At 68.4% G+C, this 16,068-nt stretch carries 15 protein-coding genes; 8 read left to right on the top strand and 7 right to left on the bottom strand.

All coding sequences use genetic code 11. The features are described 5' to 3' along the window. The 5 genes from ACXAD2_RS23390 (at position 1) to ACXAD2_RS23370 (ending at position 6,651) form a co-directional block, all read left to right on the top strand. A complete protein-coding gene (locus tag ACXAD2_RS23390) occupies positions 1-1,380 on the top strand; it encodes an aldehyde dehydrogenase family protein (RefSeq protein WP_475175734.1) in 1,380 nt (459 codons plus the stop codon). Further along, positions 1,377-2,522, top strand: a complete 1,146-nt coding sequence (locus ACXAD2_RS23385) for an iron-containing alcohol dehydrogenase (protein WP_475175731.1) — start codon at positions 1,377-1,379, stop codon at positions 2,520-2,522. Before ACXAD2_RS23390 ends, ACXAD2_RS23385 begins: the two co-directional genes overlap by 4 nt. 448 nt (positions 2,523-2,970) lie before the next feature. Further along, complete coding sequence (locus ACXAD2_RS23380; protein ID WP_475175729.1) at positions 2,971-4,212, top strand: NAD(P)/FAD-dependent oxidoreductase; 1,242 nt, start codon at positions 2,971-2,973, stop codon at positions 4,210-4,212. After that, positions 4,209-5,258, top strand: coding sequence for a hypothetical protein (locus ACXAD2_RS23375; RefSeq protein ID WP_475175725.1), 1,050 nt, complete (start codon positions 4,209-4,211; stop codon positions 5,256-5,258). Before ACXAD2_RS23380 ends, ACXAD2_RS23375 begins: the two co-directional genes overlap by 4 nt. Continuing rightward, positions 5,236-6,651 (top strand): FAD-binding oxidoreductase, encoded by a 1,416-nt coding sequence (locus ACXAD2_RS23370; RefSeq protein ID WP_475178371.1) that lies wholly within the window; start codon positions 5,236-5,238, stop codon positions 6,649-6,651. Before ACXAD2_RS23375 ends, ACXAD2_RS23370 begins: the two co-directional genes overlap by 23 nt. Before the next feature lie 54 nt (positions 6,652-6,705). Here ACXAD2_RS23370 and ACXAD2_RS23365 read toward each other — a convergent pair whose 3' ends face one another. The 7 genes from ACXAD2_RS23365 to truA all read right to left on the bottom strand — a co-directional run bounded on the left by ACXAD2_RS23365 (position 6,706) and on the right by truA (position 12,891). Then, entirely contained in the window at positions 6,706-7,035 is a 330-nt protein-coding gene (locus ACXAD2_RS23365; protein WP_066107904.1) for a GYD domain-containing protein, read from the bottom strand. A gap of 149 nt (positions 7,036-7,184) precedes the next feature. After that, positions 7,185-7,589 carry a hypothetical protein gene (locus tag ACXAD2_RS23360; RefSeq protein ID WP_475175721.1) on the bottom strand — a complete coding sequence of 135 codons (405 nt, stop codon included), beginning with the start codon at positions 7,587-7,589 and terminating at the stop codon, positions 7,185-7,187. A 96-nt stretch (positions 7,590-7,685) separates the two neighbouring features. Next, the gene (locus ACXAD2_RS23355; RefSeq protein ID WP_475175718.1) at positions 7,686-7,847 is read right to left on the bottom strand and encodes a hypothetical protein; all 162 of its coding nucleotides are present in this window, start codon (positions 7,845-7,847) and stop codon (positions 7,686-7,688) included. A gap of 231 nt (positions 7,848-8,078) precedes the next feature. Then, positions 8,079-9,479, bottom strand: coding sequence for an NADP-dependent phosphogluconate dehydrogenase (gene gndA / locus ACXAD2_RS23350; RefSeq protein WP_475175713.1), 1,401 nt, complete (start codon positions 9,477-9,479; stop codon positions 8,079-8,081). A 233-nt stretch (positions 9,480-9,712) separates the two neighbouring features. Continuing rightward, entirely contained in the window at positions 9,713-10,639 is a 927-nt protein-coding gene (gene argF / locus ACXAD2_RS23345; protein ID WP_164184300.1) for an ornithine carbamoyltransferase, read from the bottom strand. A 94-nt stretch (positions 10,640-10,733) separates the two neighbouring features. Further along, a complete protein-coding gene (locus ACXAD2_RS23340) occupies positions 10,734-11,912 on the bottom strand; it encodes an acetylornithine transaminase (RefSeq protein ID WP_475175708.1) in 1,179 nt (392 codons plus the stop codon). 208 nt (positions 11,913-12,120) lie between these two features. Continuing rightward, on the bottom strand, positions 12,121-12,891 hold the full coding sequence (gene truA / locus ACXAD2_RS23335) for a tRNA pseudouridine(38-40) synthase TruA (RefSeq protein WP_475175707.1): 771 nt from the start codon (positions 12,889-12,891) through the stop codon (positions 12,121-12,123). A gap of 219 nt (positions 12,892-13,110) precedes the next feature. Between truA and ACXAD2_RS23330 the strand changes: the two genes are divergently transcribed. Genes ACXAD2_RS23330 through ACXAD2_RS23320 form a run of 3 tightly spaced genes read left to right on the top strand, consistent with a single transcriptional unit; the run spans position 13,111 to position 16,048 of the window. Beyond that, positions 13,111-14,538 carry a YcjX family GTP-binding protein gene (locus ACXAD2_RS23330; RefSeq protein WP_475175703.1) on the top strand — a complete coding sequence of 476 codons (1,428 nt, stop codon included), beginning with the start codon at positions 13,111-13,113 and terminating at the stop codon, positions 14,536-14,538. After that, entirely contained in the window at positions 14,535-15,014 is a 480-nt protein-coding gene (locus ACXAD2_RS23325) for a GNAT family N-acetyltransferase (protein ID WP_475175700.1), read from the top strand. The genes ACXAD2_RS23330 and ACXAD2_RS23325 overlap by 4 nt, the downstream gene beginning before the upstream one ends. Continuing rightward, positions 15,011-16,048 (top strand): YcjF family protein, encoded by a 1,038-nt coding sequence (locus tag ACXAD2_RS23320; protein ID WP_475175698.1) that lies wholly within the window; start codon positions 15,011-15,013, stop codon positions 16,046-16,048. Before ACXAD2_RS23325 ends, ACXAD2_RS23320 begins: the two co-directional genes overlap by 4 nt. Positions 16,049-16,068: the final 20 nt, after the last annotated feature.

The raw sequence follows: 16,068 nt of genomic DNA, 5'->3' as shown, positions 1-16,068 counted from the left end.
ATGACAACGCTGAACTGCATTTCCCCCATCGACGGCTCGGTCTTTGCCACGCGTGAGACCCTTTCGCTGGAGATGGCCCGCGAGGCCGCGGCATCGGCCCGCGCCGCGCAGGCCGCATGGGCCGCCCGCCCGCTGGCCGAGCGTATCGAGCTGGTGATGAAGGGCGTCGCCGAGATCGGCGCGCAGAACGATCAGATCGTCCCCGAACTGGCGCAGATGATGGGCCGCCCGGTCCGCTACGGCGGCGAGTTCGGCGGCTTCAACGAGCGCGCCTCGCATATGGCAAAGATCGCCGAAGGCGCGCTGGCGGACATCGAGGTTGGCGAGGATGCCACCTTCAAGCGCTACATCAAGCGCGTGCCGCATGGCGTGGTCTTCGTGGTCTCGCCGTGGAACTACCCCTATATGACCGCGATCAACACCGTGGCTCCGGCGCTCATCGCGGGCAACACCGTGGTGCTGAAGGGCGCGACGCAGACGCTGCTGGTCGGCGAGCGGCTGGCCAATGCCTTCCACAAGGCGGGCGTGCCCGAGGCGGTGTTCCAGAACCTCTATCTCGACCATGACACCACGTCGGCGCTGATCGCCGAAGGCGCCTTCAACTTCGTCAACTTCACCGGCTCGGTCGGCGGCGGCAAGGCCATCGAGCGCGCTGCGGCGGGCACCTTCACCGGCCTCGGGCTGGAGCTTGGCGGCAAGGATCCGGGCTATGTGATGGAGGATGCGGATGTGGACGCGGCGGTCGACACGCTGATCGACGGCGCCATGTTCAACTCCGGCCAGTGCTGCTGTGGGATCGAGCGGATCTACGTGCACGAAAGCCTTTTTGACGCCTTCGTCGAAAAGGCCGTGGCGGTGGTCAAAGGCTACAAGCTCGGCAACCCGCTCGACGAGGCGACCACCATCGGCCCGATGGCCAACGTCCGTTTTGCGGATGAGGTGCGCGCGCAGATCAAAGAGGCGCTGGAGATGGGCGCCAAGGCGCATATCGACACCCTCCCCGAGGATGACGGCGGCGCCTATCTGACGCCGCAGATCCTCACCGATGTCAGCCACGAGATGCGCGTCATGCGCGACGAAAGCTTCGGCCCGGTCGTGGGCATCATGCCCGTCAAGGACGATGCCGAGGCCATCGCCCTGATGAACGACAGCCCCTTCGGCCTCACCGCCTCGCTCTGGACGCAGGACGTCGAGCGCGCGCAGGCCGTGGGCGATGCCATCGAAACCGGAACCATCTTCATGAACCGCGCCGATTACCTCGATCCCGGCCTGTGCTGGACCGGCTGCAAGCAGACCGGGCGCGGCGGCGGCCTGTCGGTCATCGGCTATCACAACCTCACCCGCCCCAAATCCTACCATCTCAAGAAGGTGACGAAATGAGCCTCACCGCCAATTGGTCCTACCCCACCGCCATCAAGTTCGGCGCGGGCCGCATCGCGGAACTGCCCGCCGCCTGCGCGCAGGCTGGCATCACCAAGCCGCTGCTGGTCACCGACCGCGGCCTTGCTGCCCTGCCGGTCACCGAAAGCACCATCGCGGTGCTGGAAACCGCGGGCCTCGAATGCGGGCTTTTCGCCGACGTCGATCCCAACCCCAACGAGCGCAACCTTGCCGCGGGCGTCGAGGCCTATAACGCGGGCGGCTATGACGGGGTGATCGCTTTCGGCGGCGGCTCCGGCCTCGACCTTGGCAAATGCGTGGCCTTCATGGCCGGGCAAAACCGCCCGGTCTGGGATTTCGAGGACATCGGCGACTGGTGGACCCGCGCCGACGCCGCCGCCATCGCCCCCATCGTCGCCGTGCCGACCACCGCGGGCACCGGCTCGGAGGTCGGGCGCGCGGGCGTGCTGACCAACTCCGAAACCCATGAGAAGAAGATCATCTTCCACCCCAAGATGCTTCCCGCCGTGGTGATCTGCGATCCCGAGCTGACCGTCGGCATGCCCAAGGCGATCACCGCCGGCACCGGGCTCGACGCGTTTGCCCATTGCGTAGAGGCCTTCTCCTCGCCGCACTACCATCCCATGTCGCAGGGCATCGCGCTCGAGGGCATGCGGCTGGTGATCGACTACCTGCCCCGTGCCTATGCCGATGGCACCGACATCGAGGCGCGCGCGCAGATGATGAGCGCCGCCGCCATGGGCGCCACCGCCTTCCAGAAGGGCCTCGGCGCGATCCACGCCATGAGCCATCCCATCGGCGCGCATTTCGGCACCCACCACGGCACCACCAACGCGGTCTGCATGCCCGCCGTGCTGAAGTTCAACGCGGATGCGATCCGCGAACGCTTCGACAAGGCAGCGGGCTATCTCGGCATCGAGGGCGGCTTTGACGGGTTCTGCGCCTTCGTGGACGAGCTCAACGACAGCCTCGGCGTGCCCAAAGGGCTGACCGCGCTCGGCGTGACCGAAGCGTCGATCCCCGAGCTGGTGAAAGGCGCGATCAAGGATCCCTCCTGCGGCGGCAACCCGATCGAGCTGACCGAAGAGAACCTCGAGGCGCTGTTCCGCGCGGCGATGTGACCGGGTTTATCTGAACTCCAAGGGCCGGGGCGAAAGCTCCGGCCCTTTTCTTTTCCCACACTACGAAAGAAGGCGCCGGGCGAGCGATGGCCCGTGGGGTGGCGCCGCCACGATTGAGGTCGGCGCTTTATTCAGGCCAAGCCCGGAAGACACCCGAACGCCGTGCTCCGTGACCAAAGCGCCAGCCCGCCGGGACGGGCCGTCGCTCGCCCGGCGCCTTCGGCTTGATTCCGGGCGACAGCACCAACTCCAGCCCCCATCTCCTACGCGACACTTCGGAAGGGACAGCCATGCATGCGCCCATGCCCTTCACCCCCACGGGCAGGCGCTCGCCCCGCTCCCCGCACGCGCCATAGCCCCCTTGCACAAGCTGCCGCAACGGCGCCTTATGGCGCGCGATGACATCACCGCCCCCAAGGGCGGCGAACACGGGCGCAGGGAGCCGAAGATGAAGAAGACGGTGGCAGTGATCGGTGCGGGGATTGTCGGCGTCAGCACGGCGATTGCGCTGCTGCGCGATGGCCACGAGGTTGTGCTGATCGACCGCGAGGGCCCGGCCACGGGCACCAGTCACGGCAATGGCGGCGTGCTGGCGGCGGCGGCGGTGCTGCCGGTGCCCGGCCCCGGCCTCTGGGCCAAGGCCCCGAAAATGCTGCTCGATCCCGACCAGCCGCTGTTCCTGCGCTGGTCCTACCTGCCAAAGCTGCTGCCATGGCTGCGCCGCTACATGGGCGAGGCAAGCGCCGAGGCCGCGCTGCGCCGCGCCCGTGCCATCGCGCCCCTCATCGGCGACAGCCTTGCCGATCACCAGGCGCTCGCCGCAGGCACCCCCGCCGAGAAATGGCTGGTGCCGGGCGATTACGTCTACGCCTACCCCGACCGCGCCGCCTTCGAGGCCGACGCCTTCACCTGGCAGACCAAAAGCGCGCTCGGCTTTGCCCATGAGGTGCTCGAGAACGGTGCCTTCCAGCGCTACGATCCGGCGATGAGCGAAAGCTTCGCGCTGGGGGTGCGCCAGCCGGATCATGGCCGCATCACCGACCCCGGCGCTTATGTGAAGGCGCTGGCGGCCCATGCCCAAAGCCTCGGCGCGCGGCTGGTGATCGGTGAGGTGACGGATTTTGCTGAAGAGAACGGCGCGCTGACCGGCCTGCGCATCGGCGGCGAGACCCTGCCCTGCGATGCCGCCGTGATCACCACCGGCGTCTGGTCCGGCCCGCTGGCCAAGCGTCTGGGCGTCGCGGCCCCGCTGGAGAGCGAGCGCGGCTATCACCTCGAGCTGTGGGAGCCCTCGATGATGCCCCGCGCCCCGGTGATGTTCGCCGCGCAGAAATTCGTCGCCACCCCGATGGAGGGCCGGCTGCGGCTGGCGGGCATCGTCGAGTTTGGCGGGCTCGACGCGCCGCCCTCGAAGGCGCCCTTCGAGCTGCTGCGCCGCTGCATCGCCAAGGCGATGCCCGAACTGACGTGGAAACATGAGGTCGAATGGATGGGCCACCGCCCCTCGGTCTCGGACTCGCTGCCGCTGATCGGCGCGGCGCCGGCTCTCAGGGGTGCGTTCCTTGGCTTCGGGCATGACCATGTGGGGCTGACCGCCGGACCCAAGACCGGCCGTCTGCTGGCACAGTTGGTCAGCGCGCAGCGGCCCAATATCGACGTCGCGCCCTTCTCGCCGGACCGTTTCGCGTGAGCCCACTGCCCTTTCTTGCCCGTCACGCGCGCTGGCTGATGCTGATCGGCCTGACCTTCGGCATCGCCGTGCCGGACGTCGCGCATCTTGTGCGGCCTTGGCTGTCGGAACTGGTGGCGGTGATGCTCTTCACCGCCGCCCTGCGCATCGGCCCGCGCGCGGCGCTTGGCGCGACCCGGCACCTGCGCGGCAACCTCGGCGCCACGCTCGCATTCCAGCTGATCGCGCCGCTGGTGCTGGTGGCGCTCATAGCGCCCTTTGGCCTACTGGACAGCCCCGCCGCGCTGTCGGTGATCCTGATGCTCGCCGCCGCGCCGCTCGCCAGCAGCCCCAATCTGACGCTGATGGTCGGCGGCGATCCCGGTCCGGCGCTGCGGCTGCTGATCTTGGGAATGCTGGTGCTGCCGCTGACAACGCTGCCGGTCTTTGCCCTGCTGCCCGCGCTCGGCGGCGCGACGGGCATCCTTGGCACGGCGCTGAAACTGCTGGTGGTGATCCTGCTGGCCACCGGCATCGCCTTCGCCCTGCGCCCGTGGCTGCTGCCAGATCCCGGCCCCCGCGCCTTGGCACAGCTCGACGGGGCCTCGGCGCTGCTGATGACGGTGATCGTGCTGGCGCTGACCTCGGAAATCCGGCCCGCCCTGCTGGAGCGGCCCGGCGAGTTGCTGGCATGGCTGGCGCTGGCCTTCGTCGCCAACCTCGGGCCGCAGGTGCTGGTGGGCTGGGCGCTCGCCCGCGCGGGCCGCCGCGAAGGGCTCGAGGCGCTGGCGATGATCGCCGGCAACCGCAACATCGGGCTGTTCCTCGTCGCCCTGCCCACCGGCGTCACCGACCCGCTGCTGCTGTTCATCGGCTGCTATCAGGTGCCGATGTTCCTGACGCCGCTGCTGATGGCACCGCTCTACCGCCGCTTCGCCCGCATCGCGGCAACGCGCGCAGGGCTTGGCATCGCCGGTGAGCGCGGTATCACGGGCGCAGGAAACGGAGACCGCAATGCCCCAGACTGCAATTCCCCTGTCCGACATGCCGCTCAATGCCGCCGATGACGGTTTTGCCGAAACCCTGAGCCGCGCGCTGCCCGAAGACACGCTGCGCCGCGCCGAGCCGCGCTACCTTGAAGAGCCGCGCGGGCGCTGGCAGGGGGTGTCGCGCTGGGTGGCGCTGCCGCGCACCGTCGAAGAGGTCTCGACCATCGTCCGCGCCTGCAACGCCGCGCGCGTCGGCGTGCTTCCCTATGGCGGCGGCACCGGGCTGGTGGGCGGGCAGATCGCCCCAGATGGCCCCGCGCCGCTGCTGATCTCGCTGGAGCGCATGTCGGCGGTGCGCGCCGTCTACCCCCAGGAAAACGTGCTGGTCGCCGAGGCGGGCGCGGTGCTGGCCGATGTGCAAAGCGCCGCGCAGGACGCCGGTCGGCTGTTCCCACTCTCGCTCGCCTCAGAGGGCACCGCGCGCATCGGCGGGCTGCTCTCGACCAACGCGGGCGGGCTCAACGTGCTGCGCTACGGCAACGCCCGCGAGCAGGTGCTGGGGCTGGAGGCCGTGCTGCCCGACGGCTCGATCTGGCACGGGCTGAAGCGGCTGCGCAAGGACAACACTGGCTACGATCTGCGCGGGCTGCTGGTCGGCGCCGAAGGCACGCTGGGGGTGATCACCGCCGCCGCGCTGAAACTGTCTCCGATCCCCGCCAGCACCGGCACCGCGCTGCTTGCCGTCGAGAGCCCCGCCGCCGCGCTGGACCTGCTGGCCTTGGCCCGCGAGCAGCTTGGCGAGATGGTCAGCGCCTTTGAACTGATCGGGCGCATGAGTTTCGATTTCCTCTCCGAGGCCCTCCCGGGCCTGCGCCAGCCGTGGCCCGAGGCTCCGGCGTGGTGCGTTCTCGTCGATCTTGGGCTGGCCCAGGGCATGGAGCCCGAGACGGCGCTCGAGACGCTCTTTGCCGCCGGGATGGAAGCGGGGCTGGTCAGCGACGGGCTGGTCGCCCAGTCGCAGGCGCAGGCGCAGCAGTTCTGGGACATCCGCGAGCGCATCCCCGAGGCCAACCGCCATATCGGCGCGATCGCCAGCCATGACGTCTCGCTGCCGCTGAGCGCCCTGCCCGAGTTCATCGAGACCGGGCTGGACCGGCTGGCGCAGCTTGGCGATTTCCGGGTCAACTGCTTCGGCCATCTCGGCGACGGCAACCTGCATTACAACGTCTTTCCGCCGAAGGGCCGCAAGAAGCAGGAGTATGAAAGCCAGCGCGCCGACGTGCAGCGCTGCGTGCATGATCTGGTGAACGAGATGGGCGGCTCGGTCAGCGCCGAGCACGGCATCGGGCGACTGAAGGTGCCTGATCTGGAGCGGTACTCCGACCCCGCGAAACTGGCGGCGATGCGGGCGATCAAGGCGGCGCTCGACCCTGCGGGCATCATGAACCCCGGCGCCGTGCTGCGGGCTTAATACCGCGCCCCAAAGCAGGGGCGGCACAACGCCGCCCCGATCATGCGCGCCGCCTCATCCCGGCGATTTGTAGCTCTGCGCCGCCTTCCCGGCCTTCTTCTGCATGTCCATGAGTTCTTCGGCGGAAAACGCCCGGACGGTCTGGATGTTGCTCACCATCCCCGAGGCTCCAACCCCCATCAGGCTGGCCAGAAGATCGTGCACGTCAGACACGTCGACGATCACCATCCAGTCGGTCGCGCCGGTCGTCGCGTAATAGGCAAGCATCTTGCCGCCCGTAGCCTCGACCACCGAACGTGCGCCCTCGGCGCGGTCGCTGGGCTCGGCGATCATGCCCTTCAAGGCCGCCGCCGTGTAGCACCCTGTCACTATGAATGTTGGCATAACGACTCCTCCGGGGAAGGACCCGCGGGTCGCCCTTATGCACTATGCAGACCGGTCCGGCCCACATCCTCCCTGCCTTGGTTATACCACAGTCCGGCGTCCGGCGACATCAGCGCTGCGGCACCCCCCACCCCAGAGCGCCCCGCAGGTCAGCCGCAGCTGCGGCTTCCGCTGCGCGCCGCACGTTGCGCGCGAATGCTGTCGAGCGCGTCTTCAATCTGCGTGCCCGACTGCACCGCCTCGTCGGCGGTCACATCGTCGCGCGCGTTGCGCTCACGCAGCACGCTGGCCGCATCCATGGTCCGCCCGGCATTGCGCAGCAAGATCACCCGCTGCAACTCGCTGGCGCTGGTGCTGCCGCCGCGCGCCGCCTCGGTACTGGCGAGCGTGGCCAAGGCCTCGTCATGGCGGCAGGCGATGGCAAGCTCGGTGGAGGCATCAAAGCTCTGAGGCTGCGCCACCACCGCGGGATCGGTGCAGGCCGCAAGCAGGATCGGAAGGGCAAGAACGGCCCCTTTCAGGCCGGTCACCCCGGAGGTCAGGCGCGAAAACATGGTCTTTATCCTCGTTACTCGGGGCCCGGCCGGAACACCCGCAATGCAGTTCTCAACATCACCGGGCACAAGGCAAGCGCGCGCGCCGGGACGGGTCTATTGCGGCCCGAAGACGTCGTAAGAGACCGTCTCGCGCGCCGTCTCGATCGTGGCGCTCAGCGCCTTGCGCTCTTTTTCAGAACCGGGCTGCACCAAGATCACGAAGAGCGCGCCAAACAGACCCAGCCCGCCCAGCAGCTCGTATTTCATCGACAGCATCGGCTCCGCCTCATCTCTTGCCCGGGGCCTGCCTTGGTCAATCTGGCCCGATCAAACTGGCCAGATTATGTCGGCCAGACCACCTCGGCAGAAATGCTGCGCGGGAAGCACGCTCAAATCAAGACCGCGCTCCGTGCAGAGGCAAGCTAGGCCGGAAACCGCGAGCGGCAACGCCCTGCGCCGCACAGACACGTCCCGTGCACAGGCGGCGCCCCAGACGCGGGCAGCGGGTCAATCCCACCAAGGGCCGTGATGCGCGTCCTTACCATCGACCCGGTCAAACCCATGACGCCCGAAGAAATCGCGCTGCGCCTGAACAAGCGCCGCAGTGCCGCGCGGCTGGCGCAGCGTGTCCCAGAAGGCCAGCGCAGAGGAGAGAACCGGCAGCGGATAGCCCGCCGCGATCCCCTGCGACACCAGCCGCCGCAGCGCTGGGATGCCCACCTCGAAGACCTCGGCAAAGCGCGGCGCGAGGAAAAGCTGCCCCTCGGGCGCGCCGGCGCGGAAGGCGCTGGCGATATCGTCCAGCAGCCTTGCCCGGATGATGCAGCCGGCGCGCCAGATCTCGGCGATACGGGCAAAATCAAGCTGCCAGTCATAGTCTTCCGAGGCCGCCGCCAGAATGCGGAAGCCCTGCGCATACTCAAGGATACGCGCCGCCAGCAGCGCCGCTTCCAGATCGTCAGGCTCGGGCGAAAACGCCTCGCGGTCGCTGCCGAGCGCCGCCCCGGCCAGCTCGCGCAGCGGCTTTTCCGCCGACCACGCCCGCGCCGCCACCGCGCCCTCGATCATCGTCGCCGACTGGCCGAGCTTGACCGCCTCGATCGCGGTCCAGCGCCCGGTGCCCTTCTGTCCGGCGCGGTCGAGGATGGCATCCACCACCGGCCCGTCGCCCAGCGCATCCTCATAGCCCAGCACCGTGCCGGTGATCTCGAAGAGGTAGCTTTCCAGCGGCCCTTCGTTCCAGCGGCTGAACTGCGCGCCAATCTGCGCCGGCGAGAGCCCCGCGCCATTGCGCAGCAGGTCGTAGACCTCGGCGATCATCTGCATGTCGGCATATTCGATGCCATTGTGCACCGTCTTGACGAAATGCCCGGCGCCATCGGGCCCCATGCGGTCGACGCAGGGCGCGCCCTCGAAACGGGCGGCGATCTTCGACAGGATCGGCTGCAGCCCCTGCCAGCTGTCCATCGCGCCACCGAACATCATCGACGGACCGTGCCGCGCCCCATCCTCGCCGCCCGAGACGCCAAGGCCGACGAAATGCAGCCCATGCTCGGCCAGTTGCGCGGCGCGGGCGCGGGTCGCGTGGAAATCGGCGTTGCCCGCGTCGATCACCGTGTCGCCCGCCGCCAGCAGCGGGATCACATGGGTCAGAAACTCATCCATCGGCGCGGTCGAGGGGATCATCGCCAAAAGCAGCCGCGGCGTCGGCAGCGCCTCGATTAGCTGCTCGAGCGTGTCCAGCGCCTGCACCTGCGCCGCGAAGGGCTCGGCACGTTTCAGAAATGCCGTGATGGGATCCGCGCTGCGGTTCGAGACGGCGATGGAAATGCCATTGTCGGCCATGTTGAGCGCCAGCGCGGCCCCCATCGTGCCCAATCCGAAAATGCCGATCTGCGGGTCTGCCATGGAAGCCTCCTATGCGTTCTGCGCGAAAGGTAGCGATAACAGCCGCCATGACAAGCCGCCGCCCGTTGCCGCCGATGCACATGGGCTGTGCATGGCTTGTGCCCCCCGCAAAACCAAAAAAAGCCGGGCGCTGCCACCCGGCTTCTTCTCTTTCAAAATACGCCGGGGGAGACCGCCGTCAGGCGGGCGGGGGCAGAGCCCCCCTCATCCAAGCAAGCGGCCCAGACCCAATATCAGCCGCCGACGCACCAGCGCATGATCGCCTTTTGCGCGTGCAAACGGTTCTCGGCCTCATCCCAGATCACCGACTGCGGCCCGTCCATGACCTCCGAGGTCACTTCCTCGCCGCGGTGCGCCGGCAGGCAATGCATGAAGAGCGCGTCCTTGCCCGCGGCCTCCATCAGCTTTTCGTTCACCTGATAGGGCCGCAGCATATTGTGACGCCGCTCGCGAGCGCTTTGCGCGTCATGCATCGACACCCAAGTGTCCGAGACCACCAGATCGGCGCCCTCGACCGCCTTGAACGGGTCGCGCTCGATGGTCACCGTGGCACCTTCGTTGCGCGCCAGCCCGACGAATTCCATCTCGGGATCAAGCTGCACCGGGCCGGTGAAGGTCAGATCGAACCCAAAGCGCCCGGCGGCGTGCAGGAAGGAGGCGCAGACGTTGTTGCCGTCGCCGCACCAGACCACTTTCTTGCCCTTGATCGGGCCGCGGTGCTCTTCGAACGTGAGGATATCGGCCATGATCTGGCACGGATGGGTGCGGTCGGTCAGACCGTTGATCACCGGCACGGTGGCAAACTCGGCCATCTCGGTCAGCACCGCTTCGTCGAAGGTGCGGATCATGATCATGTCGACAAAGCGCGACAGCACCCGGGCGGTGTCGGCGATGGTCTCGCCGTGGCCAAGCTGCATGTCGCTGCCCGAGAGCACCATGCTCTGCCCGCCCATCTGCCGCACGCCCACATCAAAGGACACGCGGGTCCGGGTCGAGGGCTTCTCGAAGATCAGCGCCACCATGCGGCCCGCGAGCGGGGTTTCGTCATCGGCCATGGCCTTGGGGCGACCGTTGCGGCTGTCCTTGATGGCTTTGGCGCTGTCGATGATCGACCGCAGGTCCGCCGGGTCGGTTTTATGGATGTCGAGAAAATGGTTCATCTGTCGGGTCTTTGTTGTTGGGCCGGGAGGTGGGGGCGCTGCCCCCGCCCGCCTTACGGCGGACTCCCCCGGGATATTTTTGCCAAGAGGAAGATCAGGCGGCGGCCTCCAGAGCGGCGGCCGTTGCGTCCAGACGGGCAACCGCCTCGGCGATCTCCTCCTCGGTGATGTTGAGCGGCGGCAGCAGGCGCACGATATTGTCGGCGGCGGGCACGGTGATCAGCTCCTGCGCATAGCCCGCCTTGACGAAATCGCCCGGGGCGACCTTGGTCTTGAGGCCAATCATCAGCCCCTGTCCGCGCACTTCCTCGAAGATATCGGGATGGGCGGCGACGAGGCCTTCGAGCTTTTGGCGCATGAGGCCCGCCTTGCGGCTCACCTCGTCGAGGAAGCCCTCGGCGCAGATCACGTCCATCACCGCACCGCCGACGGCGCAGGCCAGCGGGTTGCCGCCATAGGTCGAGCCATGGGTGCCCGCGGTCATGCCCGAGGCCGCCTCTTCGGTGGCCAGCACCGCGCCCAGCGGGAAGCCCCCGCCGATGCCCTTGGCGACCATCATGATGTCGGGGGTGATCCCCGCGAACTCATGCGCGAAGAGACGCCCGGTCCGGCCCATGCCGCATTGCACCTCGTCGAGGATCAGCAGCACGCCGCGCTCGTCGCAGAGCTTGCGCAGCGCCTTGAGCTGGTCGTCGGGCAGCGGGCGGATGCCGCCTTCGCCCTGCACCGGCTCGATCAGGATGGCACCGGTGTGCTCGTCGATCGCCGCTTCGAGCGCCTCCATGTCACCGAAGGGCAGATGTTTGAAGCCCGGCAGGATCGGCCCGAAGCCTTTGACCATCTTTTCGGTGCCCGCGGCGGCGATGCCCGCCGAGGACCGGCCGTGGAACGAGCCGGTGAAGGCGATGATGTCGGTCTTCTCGGGCTGGCCCTTCTCGTACCAGTATTTGCGCGCCATCTTCACCGCCAGCTCGCAGCTTTCGGTGCCGGAGTTGGTGAAGAACACCGTGTCGGCAAAGGTCGCGGCAACCAGCTTGTCGGCCAGCGCCTGCTGCTGCGGGATCTCATAGAGGTTCGACACGTGCCACAGGTTGTTTGCCTGCTCGGTGAGCGCGGCCACCAGCGCCGGATGCGCGTGGCCCAGAGCGTTCACCGCGATGCCGCTGCCCATGTCGAGAAATCGGCGCCCGTCCTCCTCGATCAGCCAGCAGCCTTCGCCCTTCACAAAGTGAAGCGGCGCGCGCGAATAGGTCGGCAGGACGGAGGGGATCATTGGGTCTTCCTCTGCAATGAGGCCCGATTGGTGCCAAGGGCCCGGGGCCAAGTCAAGTTTTCAAAGGGGATGTCAGACGGACAAGCGTATGCGGCGCGCCCGGATTGGGCACGAAGGGAGGAGCTCAGGCTCGTCGGATTCGGATCACTTGCGTCATGGCGCTGCTCTTGCCGGGTTTCGCGGCGTAAATCAAGCACCTTACGCGGGCTCAGCTGCCGAAGGGATCGCCGGGATAGCCGACACCCATCAGATAAAGCCCATCGGGCGGGCACACCGGGCCGCAGGCGGCGCGGTCGGCGGCCTGCAGCGCCGCCTTCACATCCTCGGGCTGCCAACTGCCCGCGCCGACGCGCTCCAGCGTGCCGACAATCGAGCGCACCTGATTGTGCAGGAAGCTGCGGGCGCGCAGGTGGAAGTGGTATTCGGTGCCCGCGCCGGTCTCGACCGCTTCGATCCGGCAGTCGTCCAGCGTCTTCACCGGCGAGGCGGCCTGACACATGGTCGAGCGGAAGGTGGTGAAATCATGCAGGCCGATAAGATGCGCCGCGCCCTCGCGCATCGCCTCCAGCGACAGCGGATTCATCACCCGCCAGACCTGCCCCTTCTCCAGCGTCGCGGGCGCGCGGCGCTCCAACACCCGGAAAAGATAGCGCCGCTCCATGGCCGAGAAGCGCGCGTGCCAGTCGTCATCCACCGCGGCGCAGGCGCGGATCGCGACCGGCGCGGGTTTGAGATGGAAGTTCAGCGCCTCTCCCAGACGGAACGGATCCCAGACCTTCTCCATGTCGCAATGGGCCACCTGCCCGCGCGCGTGCACACCCGCATCGGTGCGCCCGGCGGCGGCGATCGTATGATCGCGCTTTTCGAGTTTCGCCAAGGCGGCTTCGATCGCCCCCTGAACCGAGGGCTGATCCGCCTGACGCTGCCAGCCCGCGAAGGGCCCGCCATCATATTCCACCAAAAGCGCGTATCTGGGCATGGCGTGCCCCTTACCCCGCCGCCGCGCCCCCAGCAATCCCCGCGAACGCCCGCCACTTCCTCTTGGCACAAATATCCCGGGGGTGAGGCGCATAGCGCCGAGGGGGCAGCGCCCCCTCCACCAAGACCGACCCCGGACTGCAACCTTGGCCCGCACCACTGGCAACCGGGCGCATCCGCCTCTATCTGTTACATCAAACGCAGAACGAGGGGCTCCACTTTGGTCATCGGAACCATTGCCGACACGCTCAGCCGCGGCGTCGGCAACGTCAGTGACACGCTGTCTGAAACCTTCTTCGAGCCGGTGATCCGCCTCGGCGTCACCGGGCTGTCGCGGGCGGGCAAGACCGTCTTCATCACCTCGCTGGTGGCCAATCTGCTCGACCGCGGGCGCATGCCGCAGCTGGCTGCCGAGGCCGAGGCGCGCATCCTCGCCGCCTATCTGCAGCCCCAGCCCGACGACACGGTGCCGCGCTTCGACTATGAGACCCATCTCGCCGCGCTCACCGCCCGCACGCCGCATTGGCCCGAGAGCACGCGCGCGGTTTCCGAACTGCGGCTGTCGCTGAAGGTGCGCCCCACGGGCATGCTGGCGGGGCTACAGGGGCCGCGCACCCTGCATCTCGATATCGTCGACTACCCGGGCGAATGGCTGCTTGACCTCTCGCTGCTCGAACAGAGCTTTGAGGCGTGGACCGACGCGACACTCAAACGCCTGCCGCAGCGGCCCGGCGCCGAGCCTTTCCTTGCGCTGATCGGCGGGGTCGATCCCAACGAGGAGTTCTCCGAGCCGAAGGCCAAGGCGCTGGCCGCCTCTTTCACCGAGGCGCTGAACATTGCCCGCGAGGCGGGGTTTTCGGACTGTACGCCGGGGCGCTTCCTGCTGCCCGGCGAGAAGGAAGGCAGCCCGGCGCTGACCTTCGCGCCGCTGCCCAAGCCCGACGACCCCGCGCGGCGCGGGCTCTGGCGCGAGATGGAGCGGCGGTTCGAGGCCTATAAGTCGCAGATCGTCAAACCCTTCTTCCGCGATCACTTTTCGCGCATCGACCGGCAGATCGTGCTGGTGGATGCGCTTGGCGCGATCCACGCCGGGCCGCAGGCGCTGGAGGATCTGCGCCGCACCATGGCCGGGATCCTCGGCGCCTTTCGTCCCGGCCCCAATGCGTGGCTGACGCAATTGCTGCGCGGGCGGCGGGTGGAAAAGATCCTCTTTGCCGCCACCAAGGCCGACCACCTGCACCACAGCCAACACGGGCGGCTGACCGCGATCATGGAGGCGCTGACCCGCGAGGCCCGCGACCGTGCGCGGTTCGCGGGAGCCGAGACCTCGGCGATGTCCATGGCCGCGCTGCGTGCCACCGTCGAGCAGACGCTGCCGCATGAGGGGCGCGAGCTTGACTGTGTGCGCGGCACGCTGCTGAACCCCGATGGCTCGCGCGGACGGCAGGCGGCCTTCTATCCCGGTGCGCTGCCCGAGGATCCGGCACATCTGCTGACCCCGGCGCGCGAAGGGGCCGAGCAATGGCTGGGCGATGACTATGAGATCATGCGCTTCGCCCCGGCCCCGCTCACGCTGAAACCCGGCGAGGGTCCGCCGCATATCCGCCTCGACCGCGCGGCGCAGTTCCTCTTTGGGGACCGGCTGTGAGCGCCCCTGCCCCGACCCTGCGCGCGGCGCGCTCCACCGATGCGGGCCAGCTTGGTGCGATGATCTCCGACGCGGTGGCGGCGCACCCGTGGAAGCCGGTGCTGCACAGCGGCGCCGAAGACATCGCCCACGCCGGTCAGATGATCGCGCGCGGCTGGGTCACCGTGGCCGAGGCCGAAGACGGGCGGCTGCAGGGCTTTTTGGCCCGCGAGGAGGGCTATGTGCATGCGCTCTTCGTGACACCGCAGGCGCAGGGAAGCGGCGTCGGACGGGCGCTGCTTGATGCGGCGAAAGAGGCCGCTGAACGGCTGGAGCTCTGGACCTTCGTCGCCAACACGCAGGCCCGGCGGTTCTACGAGCGCGCCGGATTTGCGGTCATGCGCCGCGGCGACGGCTCGGCCAATGACGAGGGCCTGCCCGATCTTTTCTACGTCTGGGAGGCGCAGGCCTCCCCCAGCATGGAGGCCCGCGGATGAGCGACCTGCCCCCGAACAAACCGCCGCGTCAGGGCCCGATCCTGATTGATCTCGACGAGGATCAAGGACCGGCGGCCAGCCCGTCCGAGGCACCGCCGGTGCCCGAGCCCGACCTTCCCGGCCCGCAGGGGCAGGCGATGACCACCGCCGCGGCGCTCGCCGCCCGCCGCCCGTCGAAGCTGGCGCGCTGGTTCTGGGCTCTGGCGGGCACGCTGCTGACCACGCTGATCTCGATCGCCGCATGGCGCTTCGTGACCGATCTCATTGCCTCGGTGCCGCTGCTGGGGCTGGCGGTGACGGTGCTCATTGCGCTTTTTGTGCTGGTCGCGCTGGCCATCGTGGTCAAGGAACTGGCGGCGATCTCGCGGCTTGCCAAGGTGGATGCGCTGCACCGCGCCGCCGATGCCGCGCTGGCTGCCGAAGACCTCAAGGCGGCGCGCAAGCTGGTGGCCGATCTGTCGTCGCTCTACGCGGGTCGCGAGGACACGCGCTGGGGCCGGCAGCGGCTAAAAGAGCGCGGCGAGGAGGTCTTTGACGCCTCGGGGCTGATCGGGCTGGCCGAGAACGAACTTCTGGAACCGCTCGACCGCGCCGCCCGGCGCGAGGTCGAGGCGGCGGCGCGGCAGGTGGCGACGGTGACTGCGTTGGTGCCGCTGGCGCTGGTCGATGTGATCGCCGCGCTTTCATCCAACATCCGCATGATCCGCCGCATCGCCGAGATCTACGGCGGGCGTTCGGGCACGCTGGGCAGCTGGCGGCTGACGCGGGCGGTGATGTCGCATCTGGTGGCCACTGGCGCGGTGGCGATCGGGGACGACATGCTCGAGCCGGTGCTCGGCGGCGGCCTTCTGGGCAAGCTCTCGCGCCGCTTCGGCGAGGGGATGGTGAATGGCGCGCTGACCGCGCGGGTCGGCGTGGCGGCGATCGAGGTCTGCCGCCCCCTGCCCTTCATCCGCCGCAAACGCCCGCCGGTGCGCGACATCATCCGCACCGCGCTGGCCGGGCTGGTGATGAAGGACAGCAGCAAGGGCTGAGCGCGCCATCTGGCGGCGGC

Source organism: Salipiger sp. ABN3_019, from assembly GCF_056158605.1.
This window is presented reverse-complemented; position numbering and strand designations above follow the sequence as displayed.

What these genes read in the sequence shown, in the direction of transcription:
- ACXAD2_RS23390 (WP_475175734.1), top strand. Translation starts at nt 1, where the DNA reads ATGACAACGCTGAACTGCATTTCCCCCATCGACGGCTCGGTCTTTGCC.
- ACXAD2_RS23385 (WP_475175731.1), top strand. Translation starts at nt 1,377, where the DNA reads ATGAGCCTCACCGCCAATTGGTCCTACCCCACCGCCATCAAGTTCGGC.
- ACXAD2_RS23380 (WP_475175729.1), top strand. Translation starts at nt 2,971, where the DNA reads ATGAAGAAGACGGTGGCAGTGATCGGTGCGGGGATTGTCGGCGTCAGC.
- ACXAD2_RS23370 (WP_475178371.1), top strand. Translation starts at nt 5,236, where the DNA reads ATGCCGCTCAATGCCGCCGATGACGGTTTTGCCGAAACCCTGAGCCGC.
- ACXAD2_RS23365 (WP_066107904.1), bottom strand. Translation starts at nt 7,035, where the DNA reads ATGCCAACATTCATAGTGACAGGGTGCTACACGGCGGCGGCCTTGAAG.
- ACXAD2_RS23360 (WP_475175721.1), bottom strand. Translation starts at nt 7,589, where the DNA reads ATGTTTTCGCGCCTGACCTCCGGGGTGACCGGCCTGAAAGGGGCCGTT.
- ACXAD2_RS23355 (WP_475175718.1), bottom strand. Translation starts at nt 7,847, where the DNA reads ATGCTGTCGATGAAATACGAGCTGCTGGGCGGGCTGGGTCTGTTTGGC.
- gndA (WP_475175713.1), bottom strand. Translation starts at nt 9,479, where the DNA reads ATGGCAGACCCGCAGATCGGCATTTTCGGATTGGGCACGATGGGGGCC.
- argF (WP_164184300.1), bottom strand. Translation starts at nt 10,639, where the DNA reads ATGAACCATTTTCTCGACATCCATAAAACCGACCCGGCGGACCTGCGG.
- ACXAD2_RS23340 (WP_475175708.1), bottom strand. Translation starts at nt 11,912, where the DNA reads ATGATCCCCTCCGTCCTGCCGACCTATTCGCGCGCGCCGCTTCACTTT.
- truA (WP_475175707.1), bottom strand. Translation starts at nt 12,891, where the DNA reads ATGCCCAGATACGCGCTTTTGGTGGAATATGATGGCGGGCCCTTCGCG.
- ACXAD2_RS23320 (WP_475175698.1), top strand. Translation starts at nt 15,011, where the DNA reads ATGAGCGACCTGCCCCCGAACAAACCGCCGCGTCAGGGCCCGATCCTG.